General features: G+C 64.8%; 23 protein-coding genes. 4 read left to right on the top strand and 19 right to left on the bottom strand.

The annotated features are described in order from the left end of the window. Positions 1-26 precede the first annotated feature (26 nt). Positions 27-866, top strand: a complete 840-nt coding sequence (gene gluQRS / locus MB818_RS00950; RefSeq protein WP_238903569.1) for a tRNA glutamyl-Q(34) synthetase GluQRS — start codon at positions 27-29, stop codon at positions 864-866. A 3-nt stretch (positions 867-869) separates the two neighbouring features. Here gluQRS and hisI read toward each other — a convergent pair whose 3' ends face one another. Next, positions 870-1,229 (bottom strand): phosphoribosyl-AMP cyclohydrolase, encoded by a 360-nt coding sequence (gene hisI, locus MB818_RS00945; RefSeq protein WP_234145059.1) that lies wholly within the window; start codon positions 1,227-1,229, stop codon positions 870-872. A gap of 67 nt (positions 1,230-1,296) precedes the next feature. Here hisI and MB818_RS00940 point away from each other — a divergent pair, with 67 nt between their 5' ends. Then, positions 1,297-1,749 carry an iron-sulfur cluster assembly scaffold protein gene (locus MB818_RS00940; protein WP_234136472.1) on the top strand — a complete coding sequence of 151 codons (453 nt, stop codon included), beginning with the start codon at positions 1,297-1,299 and terminating at the stop codon, positions 1,747-1,749. A 316-nt stretch (positions 1,750-2,065) separates the two neighbouring features. On the opposite strand, the gene MB818_RS21945 is transcribed toward MB818_RS00940, so the two are convergent. The 5 genes from MB818_RS21945 to sciP form a co-directional block, all read right to left on the bottom strand. Beyond that, the gene (locus MB818_RS21945) at positions 2,066-2,188 is read right to left on the bottom strand and encodes a hypothetical protein (protein ID WP_011047417.1); all 123 of its coding nucleotides are present in this window, start codon (positions 2,186-2,188) and stop codon (positions 2,066-2,068) included. Between the two features lie 114 nt (positions 2,189-2,302). Beyond that, positions 2,303-4,393 carry an ATP-dependent DNA helicase RecG gene (gene recG / locus MB818_RS00935; RefSeq protein WP_238903566.1) on the bottom strand — a complete coding sequence of 697 codons (2,091 nt, stop codon included), beginning with the start codon at positions 4,391-4,393 and terminating at the stop codon, positions 2,303-2,305. Then, positions 4,390-6,609, bottom strand: coding sequence for an NAD-dependent DNA ligase LigA (gene ligA / locus MB818_RS00930; RefSeq protein ID WP_238903564.1), 2,220 nt, complete (start codon positions 6,607-6,609; stop codon positions 4,390-4,392). Before ligA ends, recG begins: the two co-directional genes overlap by 4 nt. Before the next feature lie 138 nt (positions 6,610-6,747). Next, complete coding sequence (gene ctrA, locus MB818_RS00925; protein ID WP_011047414.1) at positions 6,748-7,464, bottom strand: response regulator transcription factor CtrA; 717 nt, start codon at positions 7,462-7,464, stop codon at positions 6,748-6,750. Positions 7,465-7,562: 98 nt separating this feature from the next. Continuing rightward, positions 7,563-7,841 (bottom strand): CtrA inhibitor SciP, encoded by a 279-nt coding sequence (sciP, locus tag MB818_RS00920; RefSeq protein WP_234162430.1) that lies wholly within the window; start codon positions 7,839-7,841, stop codon positions 7,563-7,565. Between the two features lie 130 nt (positions 7,842-7,971). Between sciP and mnmA the strand changes: the two genes are divergently transcribed. Both mnmA and MB818_RS00910 read left to right on the top strand, forming a co-directional pair. Then, positions 7,972-9,117: a tRNA 2-thiouridine(34) synthase MnmA gene (gene mnmA, locus MB818_RS00915; protein ID WP_234136467.1), complete on the top strand. Its 1,146-nt coding sequence runs from the start codon at positions 7,972-7,974 to the stop codon at positions 9,115-9,117. Beyond that, positions 9,107-9,643 (top strand): GNAT family N-acetyltransferase, encoded by a 537-nt coding sequence (locus MB818_RS00910; protein ID WP_238903556.1) that lies wholly within the window; start codon positions 9,107-9,109, stop codon positions 9,641-9,643. The genes mnmA and MB818_RS00910 overlap by 11 nt, the downstream gene beginning before the upstream one ends. Here the strand turns inward: MB818_RS00910 and MB818_RS00905 are convergent. The 13 genes from MB818_RS00905 to frr form a co-directional block, all read right to left on the bottom strand. Beyond that, positions 9,607-10,185 carry a hypothetical protein gene (locus tag MB818_RS00905; protein ID WP_234136465.1) on the bottom strand — a complete coding sequence of 193 codons (579 nt, stop codon included), beginning with the start codon at positions 10,183-10,185 and terminating at the stop codon, positions 9,607-9,609. The two genes, MB818_RS00910 and MB818_RS00905, sit on opposite strands and share 37 nt — an antisense overlap. Next, positions 10,182-11,339 (bottom strand): lipid-A-disaccharide synthase, encoded by a 1,158-nt coding sequence (gene lpxB, locus MB818_RS00900; RefSeq protein ID WP_238903554.1) that lies wholly within the window; start codon positions 11,337-11,339, stop codon positions 10,182-10,184. Before lpxB ends, MB818_RS00905 begins: the two co-directional genes overlap by 4 nt. Then, on the bottom strand, positions 11,339-12,133 hold the full coding sequence (locus tag MB818_RS00895) for an LpxI family protein (RefSeq protein WP_234136463.1): 795 nt from the start codon (positions 12,131-12,133) through the stop codon (positions 11,339-11,341). The genes lpxB and MB818_RS00895 overlap by 1 nt, the downstream gene beginning before the upstream one ends. A gap of 1 nt (position 12,134) precedes the next feature. Continuing rightward, complete coding sequence (lpxA, locus tag MB818_RS00890) at positions 12,135-12,920, bottom strand: acyl-ACP--UDP-N-acetylglucosamine O-acyltransferase (protein ID WP_238903545.1); 786 nt, start codon at positions 12,918-12,920, stop codon at positions 12,135-12,137. Next, entirely contained in the window at positions 12,917-13,390 is a 474-nt protein-coding gene (gene fabZ, locus MB818_RS00885) for a 3-hydroxyacyl-ACP dehydratase FabZ (protein WP_234136461.1), read from the bottom strand. The genes lpxA and fabZ overlap by 4 nt, the downstream gene beginning before the upstream one ends. A gap of 81 nt (positions 13,391-13,471) precedes the next feature. Then, positions 13,472-14,017 carry an OmpH/Skp family outer membrane protein gene (locus MB818_RS00880; RefSeq protein WP_234136460.1) on the bottom strand — a complete coding sequence of 182 codons (546 nt, stop codon included), beginning with the start codon at positions 14,015-14,017 and terminating at the stop codon, positions 13,472-13,474. 34 nt (positions 14,018-14,051) lie between these two features. Beyond that, entirely contained in the window at positions 14,052-16,415 is a 2,364-nt protein-coding gene (gene bamA / locus MB818_RS00875) for an outer membrane protein assembly factor BamA (RefSeq protein ID WP_439653263.1), read from the bottom strand. Between the two features lie 128 nt (positions 16,416-16,543). Beyond that, on the bottom strand, positions 16,544-16,669 hold the full coding sequence (locus tag MB818_RS21940; protein WP_255699810.1) for a hypothetical protein: 126 nt from the start codon (positions 16,667-16,669) through the stop codon (positions 16,544-16,546). Between the two features lie 99 nt (positions 16,670-16,768). Further along, entirely contained in the window at positions 16,769-18,139 is a 1,371-nt protein-coding gene (rseP, locus tag MB818_RS00870; RefSeq protein ID WP_234183717.1) for an RIP metalloprotease RseP, read from the bottom strand. Positions 18,140-18,143: 4 nt separating this feature from the next. Next, positions 18,144-19,331, bottom strand: a complete 1,188-nt coding sequence (gene dxr, locus MB818_RS00865) for a 1-deoxy-D-xylulose-5-phosphate reductoisomerase (protein WP_234162425.1) — start codon at positions 19,329-19,331, stop codon at positions 18,144-18,146. Continuing rightward, positions 19,331-20,113, bottom strand: a complete 783-nt coding sequence (locus tag MB818_RS00860; protein WP_234162424.1) for a phosphatidate cytidylyltransferase — start codon at positions 20,111-20,113, stop codon at positions 19,331-19,333. The genes dxr and MB818_RS00860 overlap by 1 nt, the downstream gene beginning before the upstream one ends. Beyond that, positions 20,110-20,841 carry an undecaprenyl pyrophosphate synthase gene (uppS, locus tag MB818_RS00855; RefSeq protein ID WP_234136455.1) on the bottom strand — a complete coding sequence of 244 codons (732 nt, stop codon included), beginning with the start codon at positions 20,839-20,841 and terminating at the stop codon, positions 20,110-20,112. Before uppS ends, MB818_RS00860 begins: the two co-directional genes overlap by 4 nt. A gap of 10 nt (positions 20,842-20,851) precedes the next feature. Beyond that, on the bottom strand, positions 20,852-21,415 hold the full coding sequence (gene frr / locus MB818_RS00850; RefSeq protein ID WP_234136454.1) for a ribosome recycling factor: 564 nt from the start codon (positions 21,413-21,415) through the stop codon (positions 20,852-20,854). Positions 21,416-21,523: the final 108 nt, after the last annotated feature.

Genomic DNA, 21,523 nt, shown 5'->3' with positions numbered 1-21,523 from the left:
ATCATGCGCTTTCGAATTGAAAAGACATGACTTTTACCACCCGCTTTGCACCATCCCCCACCGGCCCGCTGCATCTGGGTCATGCCTATTCGGCAATCCTGGCCCATGACATGGCGCGCGCCGCTGGTGGCCGGTTCCTGTTGCGGATGGAGGATACCGACCTGCAACGCAGCAAACCGGAATGGGATGCGCAGATCATTGACGACCTGACCTGGCTGGGCCTCACCTGGGACGGAGCCGTCCTGCGCCAGTCGGAGCAGCTTTCCTCATACGACTTTGCCCTGCGCGCGCTTGCCGATCTGAACCTGCTCTATCCCTGCTCGTGCAGCCGCAGCCAGATACAGGCCGCGCTGGCCGCCCCGCAAGAGGGCGTCACGCATGAGGTCTATCCCGGCCTCTGCAAACACCGCCCCATGGCAAGCCGACAGGACGGCGACGCGCTGCGCCTGCATCTGGACCGGGCCTTGGCATTGTTTGACGGCGCCTATCCGCAATTCACCGAAACCGGCCCCCGCCATGCCGGGAGCCATCGGATCGACCCGGAACAGGCCATGGCCCGGATCGGCGATGTCGTCCTGTCCCGCAAGGGCGAGGATATTGTCGCCTATTTCCTCGCCTCGGCGCTGGATGATGTGGCGCAAGGCATCACCCATGTGATCCGGGGCGAGGACCTGTTCGACTTCACCGCGATCCAGGTAATCCTGATGGCGCTTCTCGACCTGCCGATCCCGATCTACCACCACCATCGCCTGATCCGCGACGACAACGGCAAACGGCTGGCCAAGCGCGACGATGCCCGCGCCATCGCAAAGTACCGAGCCGAGGGCGCCAGCCCCGCCGAGATCCGCACCATGGTCGGGCTCTGAGCCTCAGACCATAGGCGTCATCAGTTCGACCTCTTCGCCCTCACGAACAGCGGTATAGAAACAGCTGCGCCGGTTGGTGTGACAGGCCGGGCCGGTCTGGCGCACCGTGACCAGCACGCAATCGCGATCGCAATCGACGCGGAAATCCACCAGTTCCTGCACATGGCCCGAGCTTTCGCCCTTGACCCAGAAGCTTTGCCGCGAGCGCGACCAATAGGTCACCCGCCCGCTTTCCAGCGTGCGCGCCACGGCCTGGGCATTCATCCACGCCATCATCAGAACCTCACCCGTGGCGGCATCCTGCGCGATGGCCGGAATCAGCCCAGCAGCGTCATACTTTAGTGTCGAAGGGTCGAAGGACATGGCCAAAAACCTTTTGCATCCGGATTTTCGCCCACTATGTATGGGGAACAGCCAACGAGGGAAAGCCATGTCCGGCGAGACCGATCTGATCAAGCTTTATTCCGGCCGCATCCTGGCACTGGCGGCGGATATCCCGCATCTCGAGCGGCTGGACAGCCCCGACGCCACCGTCAAGAAACGCTCGCCGCTTTGCGGGTCCACCGTGACGGTGGACGTGAAGCTGCGCGACGGGCGTATCGACCAGTTCGGCCAGGACGTGAAAGCCTGTGCGCTGGGTCAGGCCGCCGCCGCCGTGGTGGGCGCCGCCGTGATCGGCACCACTCGCGCCCAGATCGAGGCCGCGCGCGACCAGCTCAAGGCGATGTTGAAACAGGACGGGCCGGTGCCCGACGCCCCTTTTGACGGGCTCGAAGTGCTGATCCCTGCGCGCGATTACAAGAACCGCCACGCCTCGATCCTGCTGACGCTGGAGGCCACCGCCGAGGCTCTGGAGCAGGCCGAACGCGCCAACTGCGCCTGACCGGATCAGGGGGCGCTGCCCCCGTCGCCACAGGCGACTCCCCCGGAGTATTTCCGGCGGAATGAAGATACCGGTACTGCTGCTTCTTTCTGGTCCCAAATACTCCGGAGCGCGAGGCGGAGCCTCGCAAAAAAACCGCCGCTCCTCCCGGGCAGGAGGGCGGCGGCAGGTTGTGCGGGTCTCGTATGGGGTCCGGTCCGCGACGCCATAGGCCGAGGCGTGGCCCAGGAAGGGTCTTGGGATAGGCAGGTCACCCTTGCATCGAATGGGACAGGATGCGCGCGGAAACCGGGTACGAGATCGCAGGCAGAAACGGTCAGAACGTGCCGGGCAGCAGCAGAGCCGCAACCAGCATCACCACCAACGAGGCGGCCCCGGCGGCATCCTGCAACAGGGTATGCTGCGAGCGGCTCAGGACGGTCTTGATCTGGGTCAGCATCGGCTCTCTCCTCCGGGTGTCGGTTAATCCTTTGTTGACCTTTTGTTCTCATATCTCGCCGAGTCGGTAAAGAACTTTTTGAGAACATTTGTGAACTTTTAGGGGGAGGCGGGCTCAACCCACTGAAATCAAACGGATCGCCTGATCCTGCTTCATCAGCCACAGCAGGATGCGGGCGGCGCGGCCGCGCTCACCGCTCAGTTCCGGGTCCTGGGCCAAAAGCGCGCGGGCATCCGTCTGCGCCGTCGCCATCAGCGCGGTATGCCGTTCCAGGTCGGCGATGCGAAACTTCGGCAGGCCCGATTGCGCGGTGCCGATCAGGTCGCCGGCGCCGCGCATATCCAGATCGGTCTCGGCGATGCGGAACCCATCCTCGGTCTCGCGCAGCACCTCAAGCCGGCGGCGCCCGCCCTCGGTCAGAGGCGGCTGATACATCAGCAGGCAGGTCGAGGCCGCCTCGCCCCGCCCCACCCGGCCGCGCAGCTGGTGCAGCTGGGCAAGGCCGAATATCTCGGCCCGTTCGATCACCATGATGGTGGCATTGGGCACGTTCACCCCCACCTCGATCACCGTTGTGGCGACCAGAACCTGGGTCTCGCCCGCCTGGAACGCGGCCATGGCGGCGTCTTTTTCGGCGGGCGGCATCTGGCCATGGACCAGCCCGACCACGCCCTCGCCCAGAACGGCGCGCAGGCGTTTGAACCGGTCCTCGGCGGCGGTCAGATCGCTGACCTCGGATTCGTCCACCAGCGGGCAGACCCAGTAACATTGCCGCCCCTCGGCGATGGCGCGGCGCAGGTGGTCAATCACCTCGTCCATCCGCTCGGTGCTGATCACGGCTGTGCGGATCGGTTTGCGGCCGGGCGGTTTCTCGTCCAGCACCGAGACATCCATGTCGCCATATTGCGCCAGCGCCAGGCTGCGCGGGATCGGCGTGGCGGTCATCACCAGCACGTCGGCGCCCATCCCCTTTTCCGCCAGTTCCATCCGCTGGCGGACCCCGAACCGGTGCTGTTCATCGACGATGGCCAACCGCAGATCGGCAAATTCCACATCCGCCTGAAACACCGCATGGGTTCCGACCAGGATCGAGATATCGCCGCGTTTCAGCGCCGCAAGCTTGGCGCGCCTCTCGGCCCCCTTGTCGCGACCAGTGAGCAGTTCAAGCACCACGCCCGCCTCTTCGGCCAGCGGGCGCAACCCTTCGAGGTGCTGGCGGGCGAGGATCTCGGTGGGCGCCATCATCACCCCCTGCCCGCCCGCCTCGACCGCGACCAGCAGCGCCATGAAGGCCACCAGCGTCTTGCCCGCCCCCACATCGCCCTGCAACAGCCGGTTCATCCGCGCGGGCGCGGCCATGTCGGCGGCGATCTCCTCGATCGCGCGGGCCTGGGCGTTGGTGGGGCGATACGGCAGGCTGGCCAACACCCGCGATTGCAGCGCGCCGGTCGCCACGCTGGAGATACCGCGCGCCTTGCGCTCGCGCCGCCGCGCCAGCGCAAGGGTCATCTGATGGGCAAAGAGTTCATCATAAGCCAGCCGCATCCGCGCCGGAGAGGTCGCCGCCACATCGTCCAGACCCTGCGGTTCATGGGCGGCGCGCATGGCCTCGGCCCAACCCGACCAACCCTCGCGCGCGCGCAGGGCCGGGTCGATCCACTCGCCCAGATCGGGCAGACGCGCCAGTGCCGAACGCGCCGCCTTATAGGCGGTTTTCTGGCTGATCCCCTGGGTCAGCGGATAGACCGGTTCGAATTCCGGGATATCGCCCGCCTCGGCCACCGGCAGGATGTGGTCGGGATGAACCATGTTGGCCATACCATCGAACAGCTCGACCTTGCCCGACACGACGCGGCGCGCCCCTTCGGGCAGCACCTTTTTCAGGTAATCGCCGCGGGCGTGAAAGAAGACCAACTGGAAATCGGTCTGCGAATCCTCGACAAAGATACGATAGGCGCCGCCGCGCCCGCGGGCCGGACGATGGGCGCCAACCGTCACCTCGACCGTCAGCGTCGCGGGTAGATCGGCACCCCGGATCGTGTCGCGCCGGCGCCGGTCGACGACGGAATAAGGCAGCGAAAACAACAGGTCACGCGGGGTTTCCACATCCAGATGTGCAAACAGCTGCGCCGTCTTGGGCCCCACCCCTTCGAGCGTCTCCAGACCCGCGAACAGCGGGAAAAGCTGTTCTGGCCGCCCGCTCATAGCCCCTCGATCAGCGTCAGCCAGCCGTCCTCGTCCAGGGTTTCGATCCCAAGGCTCTGGGCGGTCTTGAGCTTGGAACCCGCGCCGGGCCCCGCCACCAGCAGATCGGTTTTCTTGCTGACCGAGCCGGCCACCTTTGCCCCCAGCGCCTCGGCCCGCGCCTTGGCCTCGGCCCTGGTCATCTTTTCCAGCGAGCCGGTAAAGACCACAGTCTTGCCCGCGACCGGGCTGTCGCGCGCGGGCGCATCGGGGGGGATCACCGTCAGATGCGCAGTCAGCCGGTCAAAGGCGGCGCGTTCGTCTGTATTGGCAAAGGCATCCGACAGCGAAAGGCCCAGCGTGGCGCCGATCCCGTCGACCCCGATCAGGTCGGCCCATGCGGCAGCGGCCTCTGGCGGCACCTCTTGCGCAGAAATCACGGCGGCGCGGGTGTCGCTGATGCGGGCGCGGCGCCCCTCGGCCTGTGCCTGCTGGCGCTCCTGCTCTTCGGCGGTATCGGCGGCGCGATGGGCCAGCGCGGCGGGCCGCGCGGTATCAAGGGCGGCGGCCATCGCCGCCCAATCGCGGTAATGCAGCGCCAGATCCTTGGCGCCCACCTCGCCCACATGACGGATGCCCAGGGCAAAGATCAGCCGGGCCAGCGGAATGCGGCGCTTGTCGTCGATGGCCTGAAACAGGTTGGTTGCCGATTTCTCACCCCAGCCCTCGCGGTTCTTCAGCTGTTGCAGCCCCTCGCCATAGCGGCTGCGCAGTTCGAAGATATCGGCGGGCTCACGGATCCAGCCATCGGCGTGAAACTGCTCTACCTGCTTGGCGCCCAGCCCCTCGATGTCAAAGGCAGCGCGGCTGACGAAATGCTTGAGCTTTTCCACCGCCTGCGCCGGGCAGATCACGCCCCCGGTACAGCGGCGCACGGCATCGCCTTCCTCGCGAATGGCGGGGCTGCCGCATTCGGGACATTGCGTCGGGAAATCAAAGGGCTGCGCATCCTCCGGCCGCTTGCTCAGATCGACATCGGCGATTTTCGGGATCACGTCACCGGCGCGATAGACCTGCACCCAGTCGCCGACGCGAATATCCTTGCCGTCGCGAATCTCCTGCCCCCGGCTGTCGCGCCCGGCGATGTAATCCTCGTTATGCAGGGTGGCGTTCGACACCACCACACCACCCACGGTGACCGGGGTGAGTCGCGCCACCGGGCTGAGCGCACCGGTGCGGCCCACCTGAATGTCGATCGCCTCAAGCCGGGTCCAGGCCAGTTCGGCGGGAAATTTATGCGCAATCGCCCAGCGTGGCGTGGTCGAGCGGAAGCCGAGCCGCGCCTGCAGCCCCAGATCGTCCAGCTTGTAGACCACACCGTCGATGTCATAACCCAGCGTCGCACGCTGTGCCTCGATATCGCGATAATGCGCGATCATGGCACCCAGATCGTCGCAACGGCGGGTCAGCGGATTGGTCTGAAAACCAAGGCTGGCCAGCCGCTCGATGGCCTGCATCTGCGTTTCCGCCAACGGTTCCGAGAGTTCGCCCCAGGAATAGGCGAAGAAACGCAAAGGCCGCGCCCGGGTGATCGCGGCGTCGAGTTGGCGCAGCGACCCGGCGGCGGCATTGCGGGGATTGGCAAAGAGCTTGCCGCCCTCGGCCTCTTGCCGTGTGTTGAGGGCAGCGAAATCCGCATGGCTCATATAGACCTCGCCGCGCACCTCCAGCACCTCGGGCGCGCCCTCGATCCGGGCCGGGATATCGGCGATGGTGCGGGCATTGGCGGTGACATTCTCGCCCACCTCGCCATCGCCTCGGGTCGCCGCCTGCACCAGCACGCCCTGCTCATAGCGCAGCGACAGGGACAAACCGTCGATCTTGGGCTCGGCGGTATAGGCCAGTGGCGCATCGGTATCGAGGCCCAGATATTTGCGGATCGAGCGATCAAAATCGGTGACGTCCTCATCGTCGAAGGCATTGCCCAGCGACATCATCCGCACCGCATGGGTGACCTTGGAGAAGCCCTCACCCGGACGGGCGCCCACCTGCTCGCTGGGGCTGTCGGCGCGTTTGAGATGGGGGAATTGCGCCTCGATCTTGGCATTGCGCTGTTTCAGCGCGTCATACTCCGCATCGGAAATCTCGGGCGTGTCCTGGGTGTGATACGCCAGATTGGCCTGCGCCAGCAAACCGGCCAGCCGTTCCAGCTCCTGCGCGGCTTCAGCCTCGGTCATTTTTTCGATGGGTTCTGAAACTGTCATGGCCCTGCCCGGTCTGTCTGGTCTTTGCGACCAGTGATAGGGCGAGGCCATGGTCAGGTCCAGATCAGTCTGCGTGAGTGGTGGTGCCGCGCTGGACTCGCGACTGGCTGTTCAGGCGTTGACCGCGATCCGGGGATCGGGCAACCCGTCGGCCTGAGGATCGCGCAGCACATAGCCCCGCCCCCAGACCGTTTCGATGTAATTCTCTCCTCCGGTTGCATTGCTCAACTTCTTGCGAAGCTTGCAAATGAACACGTCGATAATCTTCAATTCGGGTTCGTCCATGCCGCCATAGAGATGGTTCAGGAACATCTCCTTGGTCAGGGTCGTGCCCTTGCGCAGCGACAGCAGTTCGAGCATCTGATATTCCTTGCCGGTCAGATGCACCGGCTGGCCCTCGACCTCGACCGTCTTGGCATCAAGATTGACGGAGATCTTGCCGGTGCGGATCACCGACTGCGAATGACCCTTGGAGCGGCGGATGATCGCGTGAATGCGCGCGACCAGTTCCTCGCGATGGAAGGGTTTGGTCAGGTAGTCGTCGGCGCCAAAGCCGAAGCCCTTGATCTTGCTTTCTGTATCGTCGACGCCGGACAGGATCAGGATGGGGGTTTCGATCCGCGACATGCGCAACTGACGCAGTACCTCATGCCCGTTCATGTCGGGCAGATTGATGTCGAGCAGGATCAGGTCGTAGTCGTAAAGCTTCGCCAGGTCGATGCCTTCTTCGCCGAGATCGGTCGCATAGACGTTCAGATTGGCATGGGTCAGCATCAGCTCGATGCTTTTCGACGTCGTCGGATCATCCTCGACTAAAAGTATGCGCATCTCAGTTCTCCGCCTTAAACGCTATTCCGTACTGGAATTAACCGTGACGAATAAAGGTTAATCTGCCGTTACCGATATTCACATCATGCATTTTCAACCTACAGTTGTCGATACTTTTTTAGCGCAGTCACCTTCAATGCATCTTTCCCGTGTTCGGCCAGGGCCGAAACCCAGCTGTTGAATTCCTCATCACTCAGGCCATAGATCTGTTTGGCCTCTGTCAGCGTGATCAGCCCATAGATCACGCCCCGCACCACCGCGATCTTGCGCGATGCGACCCAGCGGCGCGTATTTGCCGGGGGCAAATCCGCGCGCGTCATGATAGAGCCATCCGGCAACGTGACAGATCGGGGGCCTTCAACCTTTCGCAAGAACATCACCTATCCCTTCTTGTGTCAGGGTAACCTTGGCGACAGCCTACTTAATGCCGGGTGAAACCGCCCCTTGAGAGTAGTTCGGATTTTCCTATATTCTGCCGGTCTTCCTTAATCGTCAGGAGCTGCCCCGATGGCGCTGGACACCGAAACGCCACTGAACACGCTTGGCTTTGCCAAACCGCCCTCTGAAACGCGGGTGGTCGTTGCCATGTCGGGCGGCGTAGACAGTTCGGTCGTGGCCGCCTATCTGGCCGACCAGGGTTATGACGTGGTGGGCGTCACCTTGCAGCTTTACGATCACGGCGCGGCCCTGGCCAAGAAAGGCGCCTGTTGCGCCGGGATCGACATCCATGACGCCCGCCGCGTCGCCGAAGAGCGCGGTTTTCCCCATTACGTGCTGGATTACGAGAACATCTTCAAGGATGCGGTAATCGACGAGTTTGCCGACAGCTATCTGGCCGGGGCCACACCGGTTCCCTGCATCCGCTGCAATGAACGGGTGAAGTTCAAGGACCTGCTGGAAACCGCCCGCGATCTCGAGGCCGACTGCATGGCCACCGGCCATTACATCCAGCGCAAGATGGGGCCGAACGGGCCAGAGCTGCATTGCGCCGAGGATGCCAACCGCGACCAGTCCTATTTCCTGTTCTCGACCACGCCGGAACAGCTCGACTATCTGCGCTTTCCGCTGGGCCACCTGCCGTCAAAGGACGCGACCCGCGAAATGGCGGCGCAATACGGTCTGGCCGTGGCCGACAAGCCCGACAGCCAGGACATCTGTTTCGTGCCCAACGGCAACTATGCCAGCGTGATCGAAAAACTGCGCCCCGGCGCTGCTGAGCCGGGCGAGATCGTGCATGCCGATGGCCGCGTGCTGGGCAGCCACGAGGGCGTCATCCACTACACGATCGGCCAGCGCCGCGGTCTGGGCATCGGTGGCCTCAGCGATCCGCTTTATGTGGTGCGTCTGGATGTGGACAAGAAACAGGTTGTCGTCGGACCCAAGGAGATGCTGGCCACCCGCACCATCCCGGTCCGCGAGATCAACTGGCTGGGGGATGAACCTTTCACATCGCGCCCCGAATGGCACCTGTCGGTCAAGGTCCGCTCGACCCGCCCGCCGCGCGAAGCGATCGTGCGCCCGATCAGCGAGACCGAGGCCGAGGTGGACCTGCTGACGCCCGAAGAAGGTGTGTCGCCCGGACAGGCCTGCGTGTTCTACGAAAGCGACGGCAGCCGCATCTTTGGCGGCGGCTGGATCTGGCGTGGGTATTGAGACGCTTCAGACCCCGCGCCTGACGCTCTGCCCGATGCGGGCAGAGCATGCCGCTGATCTGCATGCCTTTTTCTCCGACCCGCAGGCGATGCGGTTCTTTGGCGATCTCCACACCGATCTGGCACAGACCGAACGCTGGGTCGCCGGGACGCTGGCGGAACCGCCGGAAAGATGCCGCGAATACGTGCTGCTTCAGGGCGACGAGGCAATCGGCAAGGCGGGGCTGTGGGCCGTGCCCGAGCTTGGTTTCTTTCTGCGACGCGACCGCTGGGGCCAGGGGCTGATGCGCGAGGCCTTGAGCGCGCTGATACCGCATCTCTTCGACACCATGCCCCTCGACCATATCCGGGCCGATGTCGACCCGCGCAACGCGGCCTCGCTGGGGTTGTTGCACCACCTTGGATTTGTCGAAACCCACCGCGCCAGCCGGACGATCCAGATCGGCGGGGAGTGGGCCGACAGCGTCTATCTCAGGCTTTCCCGCCCGGATCAGACCAGATCGGTGCCGGTGTTGGACAGGACATAAACACCCGCGCCCAGCATGACCCAGGGCGCCAGTGACTCCAGCCGGGCGGCCCAGCGGCCCAGCCCCCGGCGCAGGCCGCCAGCGGCGAAGCCGCCCATGCCGAGGGCCAGCGCAGCGCCCGAGGCCCCCGTCAGCCCGGCCCGGCGAAAGGCCGGGGCCGAATCCGCCAAGAGCGGCGCCAGCACCGAGAAACTGTCGAGCGACAGGCCCAGAAACAGGACCGCGGTGGCCACAAGGCTGCGCTGCTCCAGAACCTGCTGTTCCACCTTGTCCTGTCCGCGCCATTGTGCGGCGATGCCGTGCAGGCCCAGTGCCAACGGCACCAGCCCCAGATAGCCGACCCAATCGAGTGGCAGACCACCCAACCCCAGCGCCACGGCAAGCGCCGCGCTCAGAACCACGGCCTGTGCCAGCAAATAGCCGCCTACGGCGGTGCGCGGCCCCGTGGCCACCACAAGCGCCAGCAGCAGCGCCAGATTATCCAGATTGGTCAGGATCTGCGCCAGTGCCGCCGACGCGGCAAAGCCCAAAAGCGCGCTCACCCCGGCAACCGGTCCAGCACCGCCTGCGCCGCGCGCAGCCCCGGTGGGGTGCCGCCCCGGCCCAGCCGCTCCATCGTCAGGCGCATCGCCGCATCCTGCGCGGCAGGGTCGGCATGCACCGCCGCCAGCCGTGCGGCGATGTTTTCGGGCGTGCAGGCGGGGCCCAGGCATTCCGGCACCACCCGTGTCTCGCTGACCAGATTGACCAGCGTCACCGTGTCGATGGTCACCATCCGCTCGGCGATCTTCTGGGTCAGCCAGTTCACCTTGTAGGCGATCACCATCGGTGTGCCCGCCGCCGCCAGTTCCAGCGACACGGTGCCCGATGCCGCCAGCGCCAGATCGGCGGCGGCAAAGGCCGCGCGCTTGCGCACAGCGGCCTGTGCAGGCGCCAGCCCGCGCGGATCGACCAGCACCGGCGCACCCGGCCAATCCGCCACATGCTGCGCCACCTGATCGGCCACATGCGGCACCACCGGCACCACCACCCGCATATCGGGATGCTCCGGCAAAAACCTTTTGAGTGCCGCGCCAAAGACGGGCGCCAGACGCTCCACCTCGCCCCGCCGCGATCCGGGCAGCGCCAGGAGCAGCGGCGCGTCGCCAAGCCCCAGTTCCTCGCGCAGCGCCGCGATCTCGGCGCCGCTCGCCTCGGGCTCTCCCACCACCGGGTGACCTACGAAATCGCATTCCATTCCGGCGCGCTCCATATAGGGCGGCTCAAACGGCAACAGCGCCAGCACGTGGTCGATCACCTTGGCCATCTTGTCCGCCCGCCCGGGCCGCCAGGCCCAGACGCTGGGCGCCACGTAATGCACGGTGCGGATGTCGCTGGCCTCTTTGACCAGCCGCGCCACCCGCAGGCTGAAATCGGGGCTGTCGATGGTGATCATCACATCGGGACGCATCTCCAGCGCCGCTTGTGCGGTCTCGGCGATGCGGCGTTTGAGATGGAAATACTTTGGCAGCACCTCGACAAGTCCCATGATCGAAAGCTCGGCCATGGGAAAGCGGCTGGTCAGCCCCTCCGCCTCCATCGCGGGCCCACCGACCCCGGCAAACTGCACATCGGGACAGAGCTGACGCAGGCCCGCCATCAGCGCCCCGCCCAGACGGTCGCCCGAAGGTTCACCCGCAAGGATGAAGACGCGCATCAGGCGTCCGGTCCCGCAACAAACAGGAAAAGCCCCAGCCGGTCACATTCCGCGATCACCCGGTCACGCTCCAGCACGATGACGCCGCCCGCCGCGATCACCAGCCCCGAGAGACCCGCCACCACGGCGGCGGTAACGGTATCGGGGCCGATCGTGGGCAGGTCCGCGCGCCGGTCCTGATCGGGTTTCGGTGCCTTGTAGAGGACGCCACCGCCCGCATCGGGACGCTGGCCAAGGGTTCCCAGCATCCAATTGGTGCCGAACACGCTTTCGACCGCCAGAGCCTGTCCGCGATGGACCACACAGGCCTGACCGATATCGGCGGCCGACATTGCGGCCACGATCTCGGCGCCGCGCTTGGCATCCGCCAAATCCGCAGGTTCAGGCTGCGCCTTGGTCGGGCATCCGGGGGGCATCAGCAGATCGGGAGCGATTTCATGGGCTGCGCGCACCGCCAATCCGGCGCTTTCGAATATCCCCATCACCGCCCTCAGCGCGCCATCGTCGCCCGAGGTCAGCGCCTGCTGGATCACCGGCACCAGCGGCAGCGTGGCCGCGTCGATCCGGGACGGATCGACCGCAGGCCGCCCCACCGCGCCCGCAAGGCAGATCTCGGTCACACCGCGTGCCTTGAGTTGCTCCACCAACGAGCCCAGATGCTCGATCGGGAACGGGATATCGACCGCGAGCCGTTCCGGTACAAAGCCCTCCATCGCGCAGATCAGCGGCGGCTCGGACAGGCGGGCAACCAGTTCCTCGGGCAGCGCCCCGGTCCCTGCGATCAACGCCAGCATGTCACTTGCCCGGCGTCAGGAAGGAACGGTCGGTCTGGCCCAGGATGAACTCGGCAATCTCGCGAACATAGGCGCTGTCGAACTCCTCGCCCATGCGGCGGGCGCGGTCCTGAAAGGTCCCCTCGCCCTGGGCCAGCATCTGAAAGGCGGCGCGCAGCTGGGTGATATCGGCCCGCGCCACGCCGCGCCGTTTCAGCCCGATCAGGTTCAGACCGTCCAGTTCACCACGCGGCGCCTGCACCAGGCCATAGGGGATCACGTCATTGGCCACCATGGTCAGCGCGCCGATGATGGCGCCGCGCCCGACCCGGACCCATTGATGCAGGCCCGAGATACCACCGATAATCACGTCGTCCGCGACGACACAATGGCCCGCCGCGCCGGCATGGTTGACCATGATCACCCGGTTACCCAGCTGACAATCATGCGCCACATGGCAGCCCGCCATCAACAGGCAGTCGTCCCCGATCCGGGTGACGCCGCCACCCCCGGCGGTGCCAGCGTTCACGGTCACATGTTCGCGAATGCGGTTGCGGGCGCCGATTACGACGCTGGTTTCCTCGCCGCCGAACTTCTTGTCCTGCGGGATCTCGCCGATCACCGCAAAGCTGAAGATCACCGTGTCCTCGCCCACGGTGGTGTCACCGGTGACAACCACATGGCTCTTCAACTCGACCCGGTCGCCCAGAACCACCTTTGGCCCCACGATGCAGAACGGACCGATCACGCAATCGGCGCCGATCTGCGCGCCCTCTTCGATGATGGCGCTGGGATGGATCTGGCTCATGTGCTTTTCTCTCCGGTCAGGTCCACATAGGCCGAGAATTCGGCCTGTGCCGCCACCTCTCCATCCACGGTGGCAGTGCCACGGAACTTGAAGATCTTGCCGCCCATCTTGCCGCGCAGGGTCTCAACATGCATCTTCATGACATCGCCCGGCACCACTTTGCGGCGGAATTTGCAGTTGTCGATATTCATGAAATAGATCAGCAACTCGCTGTCGACGATATCCATGCCGACCCCCAACATCACACCGGCGGTCTGGGCCATCGCCTCGACAATGGTGACGCCGGGCATGATCGGGGTGCCGGGGAAATGGCCCTGGAAATGCGGCTCGTTCATGGTGACGTTCTTGATCCCAACGGCCGAACTGTAACCGTCGATCTCGACAACCTTGTCCACCAGCAGAAACGGATAGCGGTGCGGCAGGATCCGCTGGATCAGCTGGATATCGGCGCTCTTGGTCTCGGTGGTCATGCTGCACTGTTCCTGTTCTTGTCGGTCTTGATCCGGGATTAGCAAGACTGGCCGCAATCGGCAAGCAAGCGCAAACAGGCGCTAATCCCGACGCAGGGCGCTGCCGTCGCCGATGGCCGCGTCGATGCGGCTGATCGCGATGGCCGTGATATCGGTGGTGTCGAGGCTGAGGAATACTGTCGAGCGCTCCAGGATCACGCTGGCGCCGGTGTCGCGCATCAGCGCCGCAAGGATCGGCCGGGCCAGTTCGACAAATGTGGCGCGGGCCTCTTCGCCGCGCGCCTCCAGCGCCTGCCGCTTTGCGGTCTGGTTCTCGCGATGGGCCTGCACCTTGACGTCAAAGGCTTCGGCCAGCACCCGGAACGCCTGCGGCTCCAGCTCGGTCCGGCGCTGGGTCAACTCCTGCTCCTCGCGGCTCAACTCGGCCACGATCCGCTCGTTCTCGGCCGCCAGCAGCGCGCCTTCGGCCTCGATCTCGTCGATGATGCGGCGGCCATAGGCGGATTTCACGAACAGGATCTCGCTCGAGATGGTCAGCACCTCGTGGCGCGGCAGGCCCAACTGTTGCGCGGAGGCATCCAAAGGCAGCGCCAGAAACAGCAGCAGGGCCCCCAAGAGGCCCCGCATTGCCTGCCCTGTGTGCCAAGGCCGCATGCCGTGATCAGAACCGCGCCTGAATGGTCAGGTCGAAGGACTGTTCCTTGTCAAAGGTCTCTTTCTTGAGCGCCTTGGAGAAGTTGAAGCGCAGCGGACCAAAGGCGGTGGTCCAGAGCAGCGAGAAGCCGATCACGTGTCGGAACGAGCCATCGGCGCCGACGATCGTACCTCCGGCGGTGTTGACATCACTCAGGTCCCAGACATTGCCGACGTCGTAGAACACGCCGCCACGCAGGCCCAGTTCCTCGGGCAAGCCCAGCGGGAATTCCGCCTCGAACCGGGCCACTGCATAATAGTTGCCGCCAATCGCGTCATCGACCCCGTTGGACAGGTCGCGCGGGCCGACACCCGCAGGCTCAAATCCGCGGAAGGTGTTCGGACCGATCACGAAACGGTCGACCGCACGGCTAAACCCGCTGCCCTGCCAGCTGAACGCACCCACGTCCAGCGAAGCGCGAAGGGTGATCTCTTCGTGCCATACCCGGGTCTGCGCGATGGCCTTGGCCGAAGTCTTGATATATTCGTTGTCGCCGCCCAGACCGGCCGCATCGACGCCGACCTCGAACAACACGCCCGCATTGGGGTTCAGGCCACCGATCCGGCTGTCATAGGTATAGGTCAGCCCCAACGCGCTGGATGATTTCTTGCCCTGCGCGATTTCGCTTGCGATCACCGCGCCGCTGACCGTGGTCGCGGTCCGCTGCACCATCTCGCTGGCCTCCCAGCGATAGCGCAGTTGCAGGGTCGACAACTCGCCCAAGCGGAAGGTCAGACCCGGCGCAAAGAAGGCTCGCTCGGTATCATAGCTGGCAAAGCTGGAATTGGTGTTCGCCACGCCGAGGTCGATGTCAAAGCGCAGGTCGCGCCCCAGCAATTGCGGCTCGGTGAACGAGAGCACATATTGCTCGGCATCCTGCGCGGTCGACAGGGTCAGGCCCAGCCGCTGGCCGCGACCCAGCCAGTTGTCCTCGGTCAGGCCGATGGCCACACCGAAACCGTCCGAGACCGAGTAGCTGCCGCCGAAGCTGAGCGAGCCGGTCGGCTTTTCCTCGACATCCACATCGACGATGACCTGCGCCGGGGTCGATCCCTCGCGGGTTTCCACGTTGGCATCGGCAAAGAAGCCCAGCGCACGGATGCGCTCGGCGCTTTCACGGATTTCGCGCGGGTTGAACGGGTCACCCTCGACGGTGCGGAACTGGCGGCGGATAACCCTGTCCAGTGTGGTTGTGTTGCCTTCGATGTCGATGCGCTCGACAAAGATGCGCGGGCCTTTGACCAGCGCAAATTCGATATCCAGAGTTTGGTCCCTGTCGTTTCGCGTTATGCGCGGTTCGACCCGCAGGAAATCGACCCCGTTCTTGAGGCCCAAACGCTCCATGCGGGCGATCGAGTTTTCCACCAGGCTGGGTGAATAGACCACGCCCGGCTTGATCTTGAGCACCTCCTGATAAGCCGGCGCCGCGACCCCCGGAATTTCGCTGACCGTAGTGATCTTGCCAAAGGAAAACTGCTGCCCTTCGGTTACATCCATAACCAGGAAGAAGGCGTCACGCTCGCGGGTGAATTCGACATTGGCGCTGTTGACGCGGAAATCCACATGGCCACGCGACAGGTAGAAATCGCGCAGCACCTGCTTATCGAATTCGATCCGGTCCGCAATGAATGTGTCCGACCGGATAAAGGTGCGCAGGATCCCGGCCTGCTTGGTCTCAAGCACCCGGCGCAGCCGCCGATCCGAGAAGGCGCGGTTGCCCACAAAGCTCACGCGCTCGATCTCGATCGTGTCGCCTTCGGAGATCTCAAAGACCAGATCGACGCGGTTGTCGCTGCGACGGATGATGCGCGGCACCACGGTGGCGGCGACGCGGCCCTGGGTCGAATAGATCTCGGCGATGGTGGCTGCGTCGCGCTCGGCCTGCTCGGGTGTGAAAACGCGGCGCGACTGCGAGCCGATGGCGCCTTCGAGCGTCTCGTCCTTTACCCGGCGGTTCCCCTCGAAATTGATCCGGTTGATGGTCGGATGCTCAACCACCTTGACCACCAGAGTATTGCCTTGCGGAATCAGCTCGACTGTCTCGAAAACGCCACTGTCAAGCAAACGCTGATAGGCATCGTTGAGCCCCCCGGCCGAGATCGTCTTGCCCCGTTCGATTCCCATCCGGGCGACGATGGTCGAGGTCTCGATACGCTGGTTTCCATCGACCTGAACGGTATTAAATCGGTAATCCTGCGCCTGCGCGTCCTGCGGCAGGGCAGAAAAGGTCATTGCTGTGACAAGAAAAATTGCGGAGACGGAGTTCAACAACATATGGCGGCTGGAAATGCCCGTACCGCAGTATGTACCTGCGCCTGTCCCGTTATGCATCTTTTTTCAACCCAGTTTGCAGCAGTCTTTCGTCTGTCAGTACCGGGATTGACCGGGGTTGTCAAAAGCCCAAAACGAAAGACGCGGCCTTGGCGGCCGCGTCTTGAACTCGAAGTCAGGAGTGCGCGTTAGAGGCTACCCAGAAACGCCCCCAGAAACAGCGCTGCCACGATTGCGCCCACAAACAGGATACGATCCCAGTTGAGCTGCATCACCAGGCCAAGACCACGATACGATTGTTGCAAGACATGCATCTTTCACGCTCCTGCTAGTTTCCCAAGTCCCGCTCAGGTTAGCCCCCGAATGTGGCGAGACTTGGGCGCATTCACGCTTTGTTGAGAATTGTCGTCTCGTCAGCAGAACAGATCGTTACTGAGCGAGAACAGCATCAGCGACAGGATGAGGGTGATCCCCAGCGCCATCAGCACCCGCAGCACATTGTCGCTGGGCGGTTTGCCGGCCACCGCCTCGTAGGCATAGAACACCAGATGGCCACCATCCAGCGCCGGGATCGGGAACAGGTTAAGCAGCCCCACCGCCGTCGACAACACCGCGATGAAAGCGATGAAGCTTTGCGCGCCCTGGCTGGCCACCGCGCCCGAGGCCTGGGCGATGCCCACCGGACCCGAGATGTTGCAGGTGGAAATCTGCCCCGCGATCATGTGCCAGAGCCCCGAGAGCGAGGAGTAGACGATATCGCCGGTACGGCTGACCCCGGTGGCCAGCGCCGCCAGCGGGCCGGGCGTTTCGGTCGCCGGGTCAAAGGCCTGACCGCTGGCCACACCGATCCGCCAGTTGGTCTCGTACCCACCTTCGGGCGTGGGGCTGTCGGTGCGGCGTGGCACCAGCAGCAGCTGGAGCATCTCGCCCTCGCGCCAGACATCCAGCAGCAGCGGCTTGCCGTCCGACCCCTCGACGATGTCCTTGAGTTGACGGAAGGCCACGATCGCTTCGCCGTCGATGGCCCGGATCACGTCGCCCGAGCGTAGCCCGGCATCCTGCGCCGCGCTGCGCGGCACCACAGAACCGACCAGCGCCGGGAAGAACTGCGGTCCGGTCGCCGTAACCTCTGCCCCGTCGCGCATCACGGAGTATTCAAGCTGCGCCGCCAGCGGCAGCGCGCCTTCGAAATCGCGCCAGGCGGCGCCTTCCTCGGCATCGCTGGCGAAATCCGGCTCCGGCAGCGGCACGCCGCCCACCGACAGGATGGTATCGCCGGGGCGCAGGCTGGTCTCGACACCGGGCAGATCGCGGATCTCGGCCACGGTCAGCGGCTCGACCGGGGCGCCGCGGGTCATGAAGATGACCGCGAACACCAGGATCGACATCACGAAATTGAACAGCGGTCCCGCCGCCACGGTCGCCGCCCGCGCCCAAAGCGGCGCGCCATGCATGGTGCGGCGCAGGTCATCGGGATTGCGGCGATAGATCTCGGCCATGCTCTCGCCATCCTTGCCCGAGGCGGCATTGGCATCGCCCATAAACTTGACGTAGCCACCAAAAGGCAGCAGCGCAATCTGCCAGCGGGTGCCGCGCCGGTCCACGCGGCTCCACAACACCGGGCCAAACCCGATCGAGAACACCTCGGCATGGATGCCGGACCAGCGCCCGACGATGTAATGGCCATATTCATGCACCGCGACGATGACCGACAAGGCCACCACAAAGGCCGCGATAGTATAGAGAAGGCTGCCGAATTGCGGGATCAGTCCAATAACGTCCAAAATCTTACCCTGCTCGTTTTGCCAATGCGGCGTCGACCCTTTGACGCGCCAGATGGTCTGTTTGGGTCACAGTATCAAGGGTCATTGGGGCATCAATGAGGCCAGGATCGGACTCAAACCGGTCCAGAACGACCTCGACCAGATGCGCCATGTCCAGAAAGCCGATGCGCCCGGCGATGAAATGATCCAGCGCGCGTTCCTTGGCGGCGTTGAACACCGCGCCCGACAGCCCACCCCGCGCCATCACCCTGCGCGCCAGCCGCAGGGCGGGATAGCGGGCATCGTCCGGGGCGCGGAAATTGAGCTGCCCCAGCGCCGCAAGATCAAGCCGCGCCACCGGCAGGTCGCGCCTTTCGGGCCAGTGCAGCGCATAGCCGATGGCATGCCGCATGTCAGGCGCGCCCAGATGCGCCATCAGCGCACCATCGCGAAAGCCAACCAGCGCATGCACCATGGATTCGGGATGTACGATGACCTCGATCCGTTCCGGGTCGATCCCGAAAAACTCCCGAGTTTCAATGACCTCCAGCGCCTTGTTGAACATGGACGCGCTATCGATGGTTATGCGCTGGCCCATGTCCCAGTTGGGGTGCTGGGCGGCTTCCTGGGCAGTGGCCCCGGCCAGCCGTTCCAGCGGCCAGTCGCGGAAGGCCCCGCCCGAGGCCGTGATGACGATCCGTTCGACCGCCGCCATGTCCTCGCCCACCAGCGCCTGGAACACCGCCGAATGCTCGCTGTCCACCGGCAGCAGCCGGGCGCCATGGCGACGCGCGGTTTCTAGCACCAAAGGCCCCGCGCAAACCAGCGTTTCCTTGTTGGCCAGCGCCAGCGTGGCACCCTGCTCCAGCGCCGCCAGACCGGGCGCCAGCCCCGCCGCGCCGACAATGGCCGACATCACCCAATCCGCCGGGCGCGCACCCGCCTCGATCAGGGCCGCCGGACCCGCCGCCGCCTCGACCCCGCTACCGGCCAGCGCGGCGCGCAGATCATGCAGACGCTCGGGAAAGGCGGTCACCGCCACATCGGCACGCAGCCGCCGGGCATCCTCGGCCAGTCGCCCGATATTGGCGCCACCGCTCAGCGCCACCACATCATAAGCGTCGGGATCGCGGGCGATCAGGTCAATGGTGTTCTGCCCGATGGAACCGGTGGCCCCGAAGATCGAGACCCTGCGCGCAGACCCCGCTTGCATCACAGGCCCCCAAGCGTGCGCAGCAGCCCGGCCAGCAGGACAAACACCGCCGCCCCCATCATCCCGTCAAACCGGTCGAGAAAGCCGCCATGACCGGGGATCAGGTTGGAGCTGTCCTTGACCCCCATTTTCCGTTTCAGCGCGCTTTCAGCGATATCACCCGCCTGGCTGGCCATCGAGGCCAGCACCGACAGCACCAGCAGGCTGGCGCCCAGCCCCGCATATATAGCGAAGCCACCGCCAATCAGCGCGGCAGCGGCCCAGCCGCCCGCGGTCCCCGACCAGGTCTTTTTCGGGCTGACGCGCGGCCAGAACTTCGGCCCGCCGATCATCTTGCCCACGAAGTACCCCGCCACGTCGGTGGCAACCACCACCAGCACCAGCCACAGCATCCAGTCGAGGCCCATGACCTCGCGGATCCAGATGAAACCAAGCCCGGCAAAGGCGATCCAGAGCGCGAAGACCGCGTAAAGCCCCTTGTATCGGGTCACCTGCCCGGCGCCCACCAGCGCCGGTGCCACCAGCACCGGCAGCCGGTAAAGCGGCGGAAGGTGATAGGCCAGCAGCACCGCAAATCCGGTCAGCAGCGCCATCTGCACCGCCGCCCCACCCCGTTCGGGCGCGATCATCCGCATCAGTTCCCACACCATCAGGCCCGTCACCACAGCGATGAAGCTTTCGAACCACAGACCGCCCAGCCACAGCTCGACCCCGGCCACGGCGGCCAGCACCACGGCGGACCCCACCCGGGCGGTCAGGTCGGACCAGCGCCCCTCGCTCATGCCTTGACCGCGCCGAACCTGCGGTCGCGGCTCCCATAGCTTTGGCAGAGCCGGGCCAGCTCCTCGGCGGTGAAATCGGGCCAGAGCGTGTCGATGAATTCGTATTCGGAATAGGCCGACTGCCAGAGCAGAAAGTTCGAAATCCGCGCCTCGCCGCTGGTGCGGATCACCAGGTCGGGATCGGGCAGCACGCGGGTGTCGAGGTAGCGCGGCAGCGTCTCCTCGTCCACATCCTCGGGTTTCAGCCGCCCCTCGGCCACATCGCGGGCCAGACGGCGGGTGGCGCGGGCCACCTCGTCACGGCCACCATAGTTGAGCGCGATGGTCAGATGCACGCTGTCATTCTCGCGGGTTTGCTCTTCGAGCGTGTCCATCAGCGCGATCAGCTTGGCATCCAGCCGCACCCGGTCGCCGATGAAGCGCACGCGGACCCCGCGCGCATGCAGCGCCCGGGTCTCCTTGGCGATGTAGCGACGAAAGAGGCTCATCAGCCCGGCCACCTCGACCTGGGTCCGTTTCCAGTTCTCGGTCGAAAAGGCGAATATGGTCAGATACTTGATGCCCAAGTCGGGACAGGCCTCGACCACCTCGCGCACGCGGCGGGCGCCGGCATGGTGGCCGAACAGGCGCGGACGGCCCCGTGCCTGGGCCCAGCGGCCATTGCCGTCCATGATGATGGCGACGTGACGCGGGCCGGGGCCGTGCGCGGGAGCGGGGTCATGGGCCATCTGGTGCGGCTCAGACCTGCATGATTTCGGCTTGCTTGGTCTCAAGCGCGCCGTCGACCGCCTTGATCATCTTGTCGGTCAGTTCCTGCACCTCGGCCTCCCAGAACTTCTGATCGTCCTCGGACATGCCGTCGGCCTTGGCCTTCTTGATCTGGTCCATGCCGTCGCGACGCACGTTGCGGATGGCGACGCGGGCATGTTCGGCATATTGGCCGGCGACCTTGGTCAGCTCGCGGCGGCGTTCCTCGTTCAGCTCGGGGATCGGCAGCATGATGATGGTACCGTTGAGCTGCGGGTTGATGCCCAGCCCGCTTTCGCGGATCGCCTTCTCGACCTTGCCCACCATCGACTTGTCCCAGACATTGATGGTGACCATGCGCGGCTCGGGTACGTTGACGGTGCCGATCTGGTTGATCGGGGTCATCTGTCCATAGGCCTCGACCTGGATCGGCTCCAGCATCGAGCCCGAGGCGCGACCGGTGCGCAGCGAGGCGAATTCGGTCTTGAGGTTGGCCATGGCGCCATCCATGCGGCGCTTGAGATCGTCGGTGTCGAGTTCGAAATCGTCAGACATGCTGCTCTCTCCTCTGCTTGAGGTCCTGTTTCTTGGGTCTTAAGCCATCCAGATTGGGTTGTATAGCAATCTTGGCCCGCCCCCTTTGGCCAGATGCCCGACCGCTGT

The organism is Ruegeria alba, from assembly GCF_022321465.1.
In the GTDB taxonomy this organism is placed as follows: Bacteria; Pseudomonadota; Alphaproteobacteria; order Rhodobacterales; family Rhodobacteraceae; genus Ruegeria_B; species Ruegeria_B alba.
This window is presented reverse-complemented; position numbering and strand designations above follow the sequence as displayed.

What these genes read in the sequence shown, in the direction of transcription:
- gluQRS (WP_238903569.1), top strand. Translation starts at nt 27, where the DNA reads ATGACTTTTACCACCCGCTTTGCACCATCCCCCACCGGCCCGCTGCAT.
- hisI (WP_234145059.1), bottom strand. Translation starts at nt 1,229, where the DNA reads ATGTCCTTCGACCCTTCGACACTAAAGTATGACGCTGCTGGGCTGATT.
- MB818_RS00940 (WP_234136472.1), top strand. Translation starts at nt 1,297, where the DNA reads ATGTCCGGCGAGACCGATCTGATCAAGCTTTATTCCGGCCGCATCCTG.
- MB818_RS21945 (WP_011047417.1), bottom strand. Translation starts at nt 2,188, where the DNA reads ATGCTGACCCAGATCAAGACCGTCCTGAGCCGCTCGCAGCATACCCTG.
- recG (WP_238903566.1), bottom strand. Translation starts at nt 4,393, where the DNA reads ATGAGCGGGCGGCCAGAACAGCTTTTCCCGCTGTTCGCGGGTCTGGAG.
- ligA (WP_238903564.1), bottom strand. Translation starts at nt 6,609, where the DNA reads ATGACCGAGGCTGAAGCCGCGCAGGAGCTGGAACGGCTGGCCGGTTTG.
- ctrA (WP_011047414.1), bottom strand. Translation starts at nt 7,464, where the DNA reads ATGCGCATACTTTTAGTCGAGGATGATCCGACGACGTCGAAAAGCATC.
- sciP (WP_234162430.1), bottom strand. Translation starts at nt 7,841, where the DNA reads ATGTTCTTGCGAAAGGTTGAAGGCCCCCGATCTGTCACGTTGCCGGAT.
- mnmA (WP_234136467.1), top strand. Translation starts at nt 7,972, where the DNA reads ATGGCGCTGGACACCGAAACGCCACTGAACACGCTTGGCTTTGCCAAA.
- lpxB (WP_238903554.1), bottom strand. Translation starts at nt 11,339, where the DNA reads ATGCGCGTCTTCATCCTTGCGGGTGAACCTTCGGGCGACCGTCTGGGC.
- MB818_RS00895 (WP_234136463.1), bottom strand. Translation starts at nt 12,133, where the DNA reads ATGCTGGCGTTGATCGCAGGGACCGGGGCGCTGCCCGAGGAACTGGTT.
- lpxA (WP_238903545.1), bottom strand. Translation starts at nt 12,920, where the DNA reads ATGAGCCAGATCCATCCCAGCGCCATCATCGAAGAGGGCGCGCAGATC.
- fabZ (WP_234136461.1), bottom strand. Translation starts at nt 13,390, where the DNA reads ATGACCACCGAGACCAAGAGCGCCGATATCCAGCTGATCCAGCGGATC.
- MB818_RS00880 (WP_234136460.1), bottom strand. Translation starts at nt 14,017, where the DNA reads ATGCGGGGCCTCTTGGGGGCCCTGCTGCTGTTTCTGGCGCTGCCTTTG.
- bamA (WP_439653263.1), bottom strand. Translation starts at nt 16,415, where the DNA reads ATGCATAACGGGACAGGCGCAGGTACATACTGCGGTACGGGCATTTCC.
- MB818_RS21940 (WP_255699810.1), bottom strand. Translation starts at nt 16,669, where the DNA reads ATGCATGTCTTGCAACAATCGTATCGTGGTCTTGGCCTGGTGATGCAG.
- dxr (WP_234162425.1), bottom strand. Translation starts at nt 19,331, where the DNA reads ATGCAAGCGGGGTCTGCGCGCAGGGTCTCGATCTTCGGGGCCACCGGT.
- MB818_RS00860 (WP_234162424.1), bottom strand. Translation starts at nt 20,113, where the DNA reads ATGAGCGAGGGGCGCTGGTCCGACCTGACCGCCCGGGTGGGGTCCGCC.
- uppS (WP_234136455.1), bottom strand. Translation starts at nt 20,841, where the DNA reads ATGGCCCATGACCCCGCTCCCGCGCACGGCCCCGGCCCGCGTCACGTC.
- frr (WP_234136454.1), bottom strand. Translation starts at nt 21,415, where the DNA reads ATGTCTGACGATTTCGAACTCGACACCGACGATCTCAAGCGCCGCATG.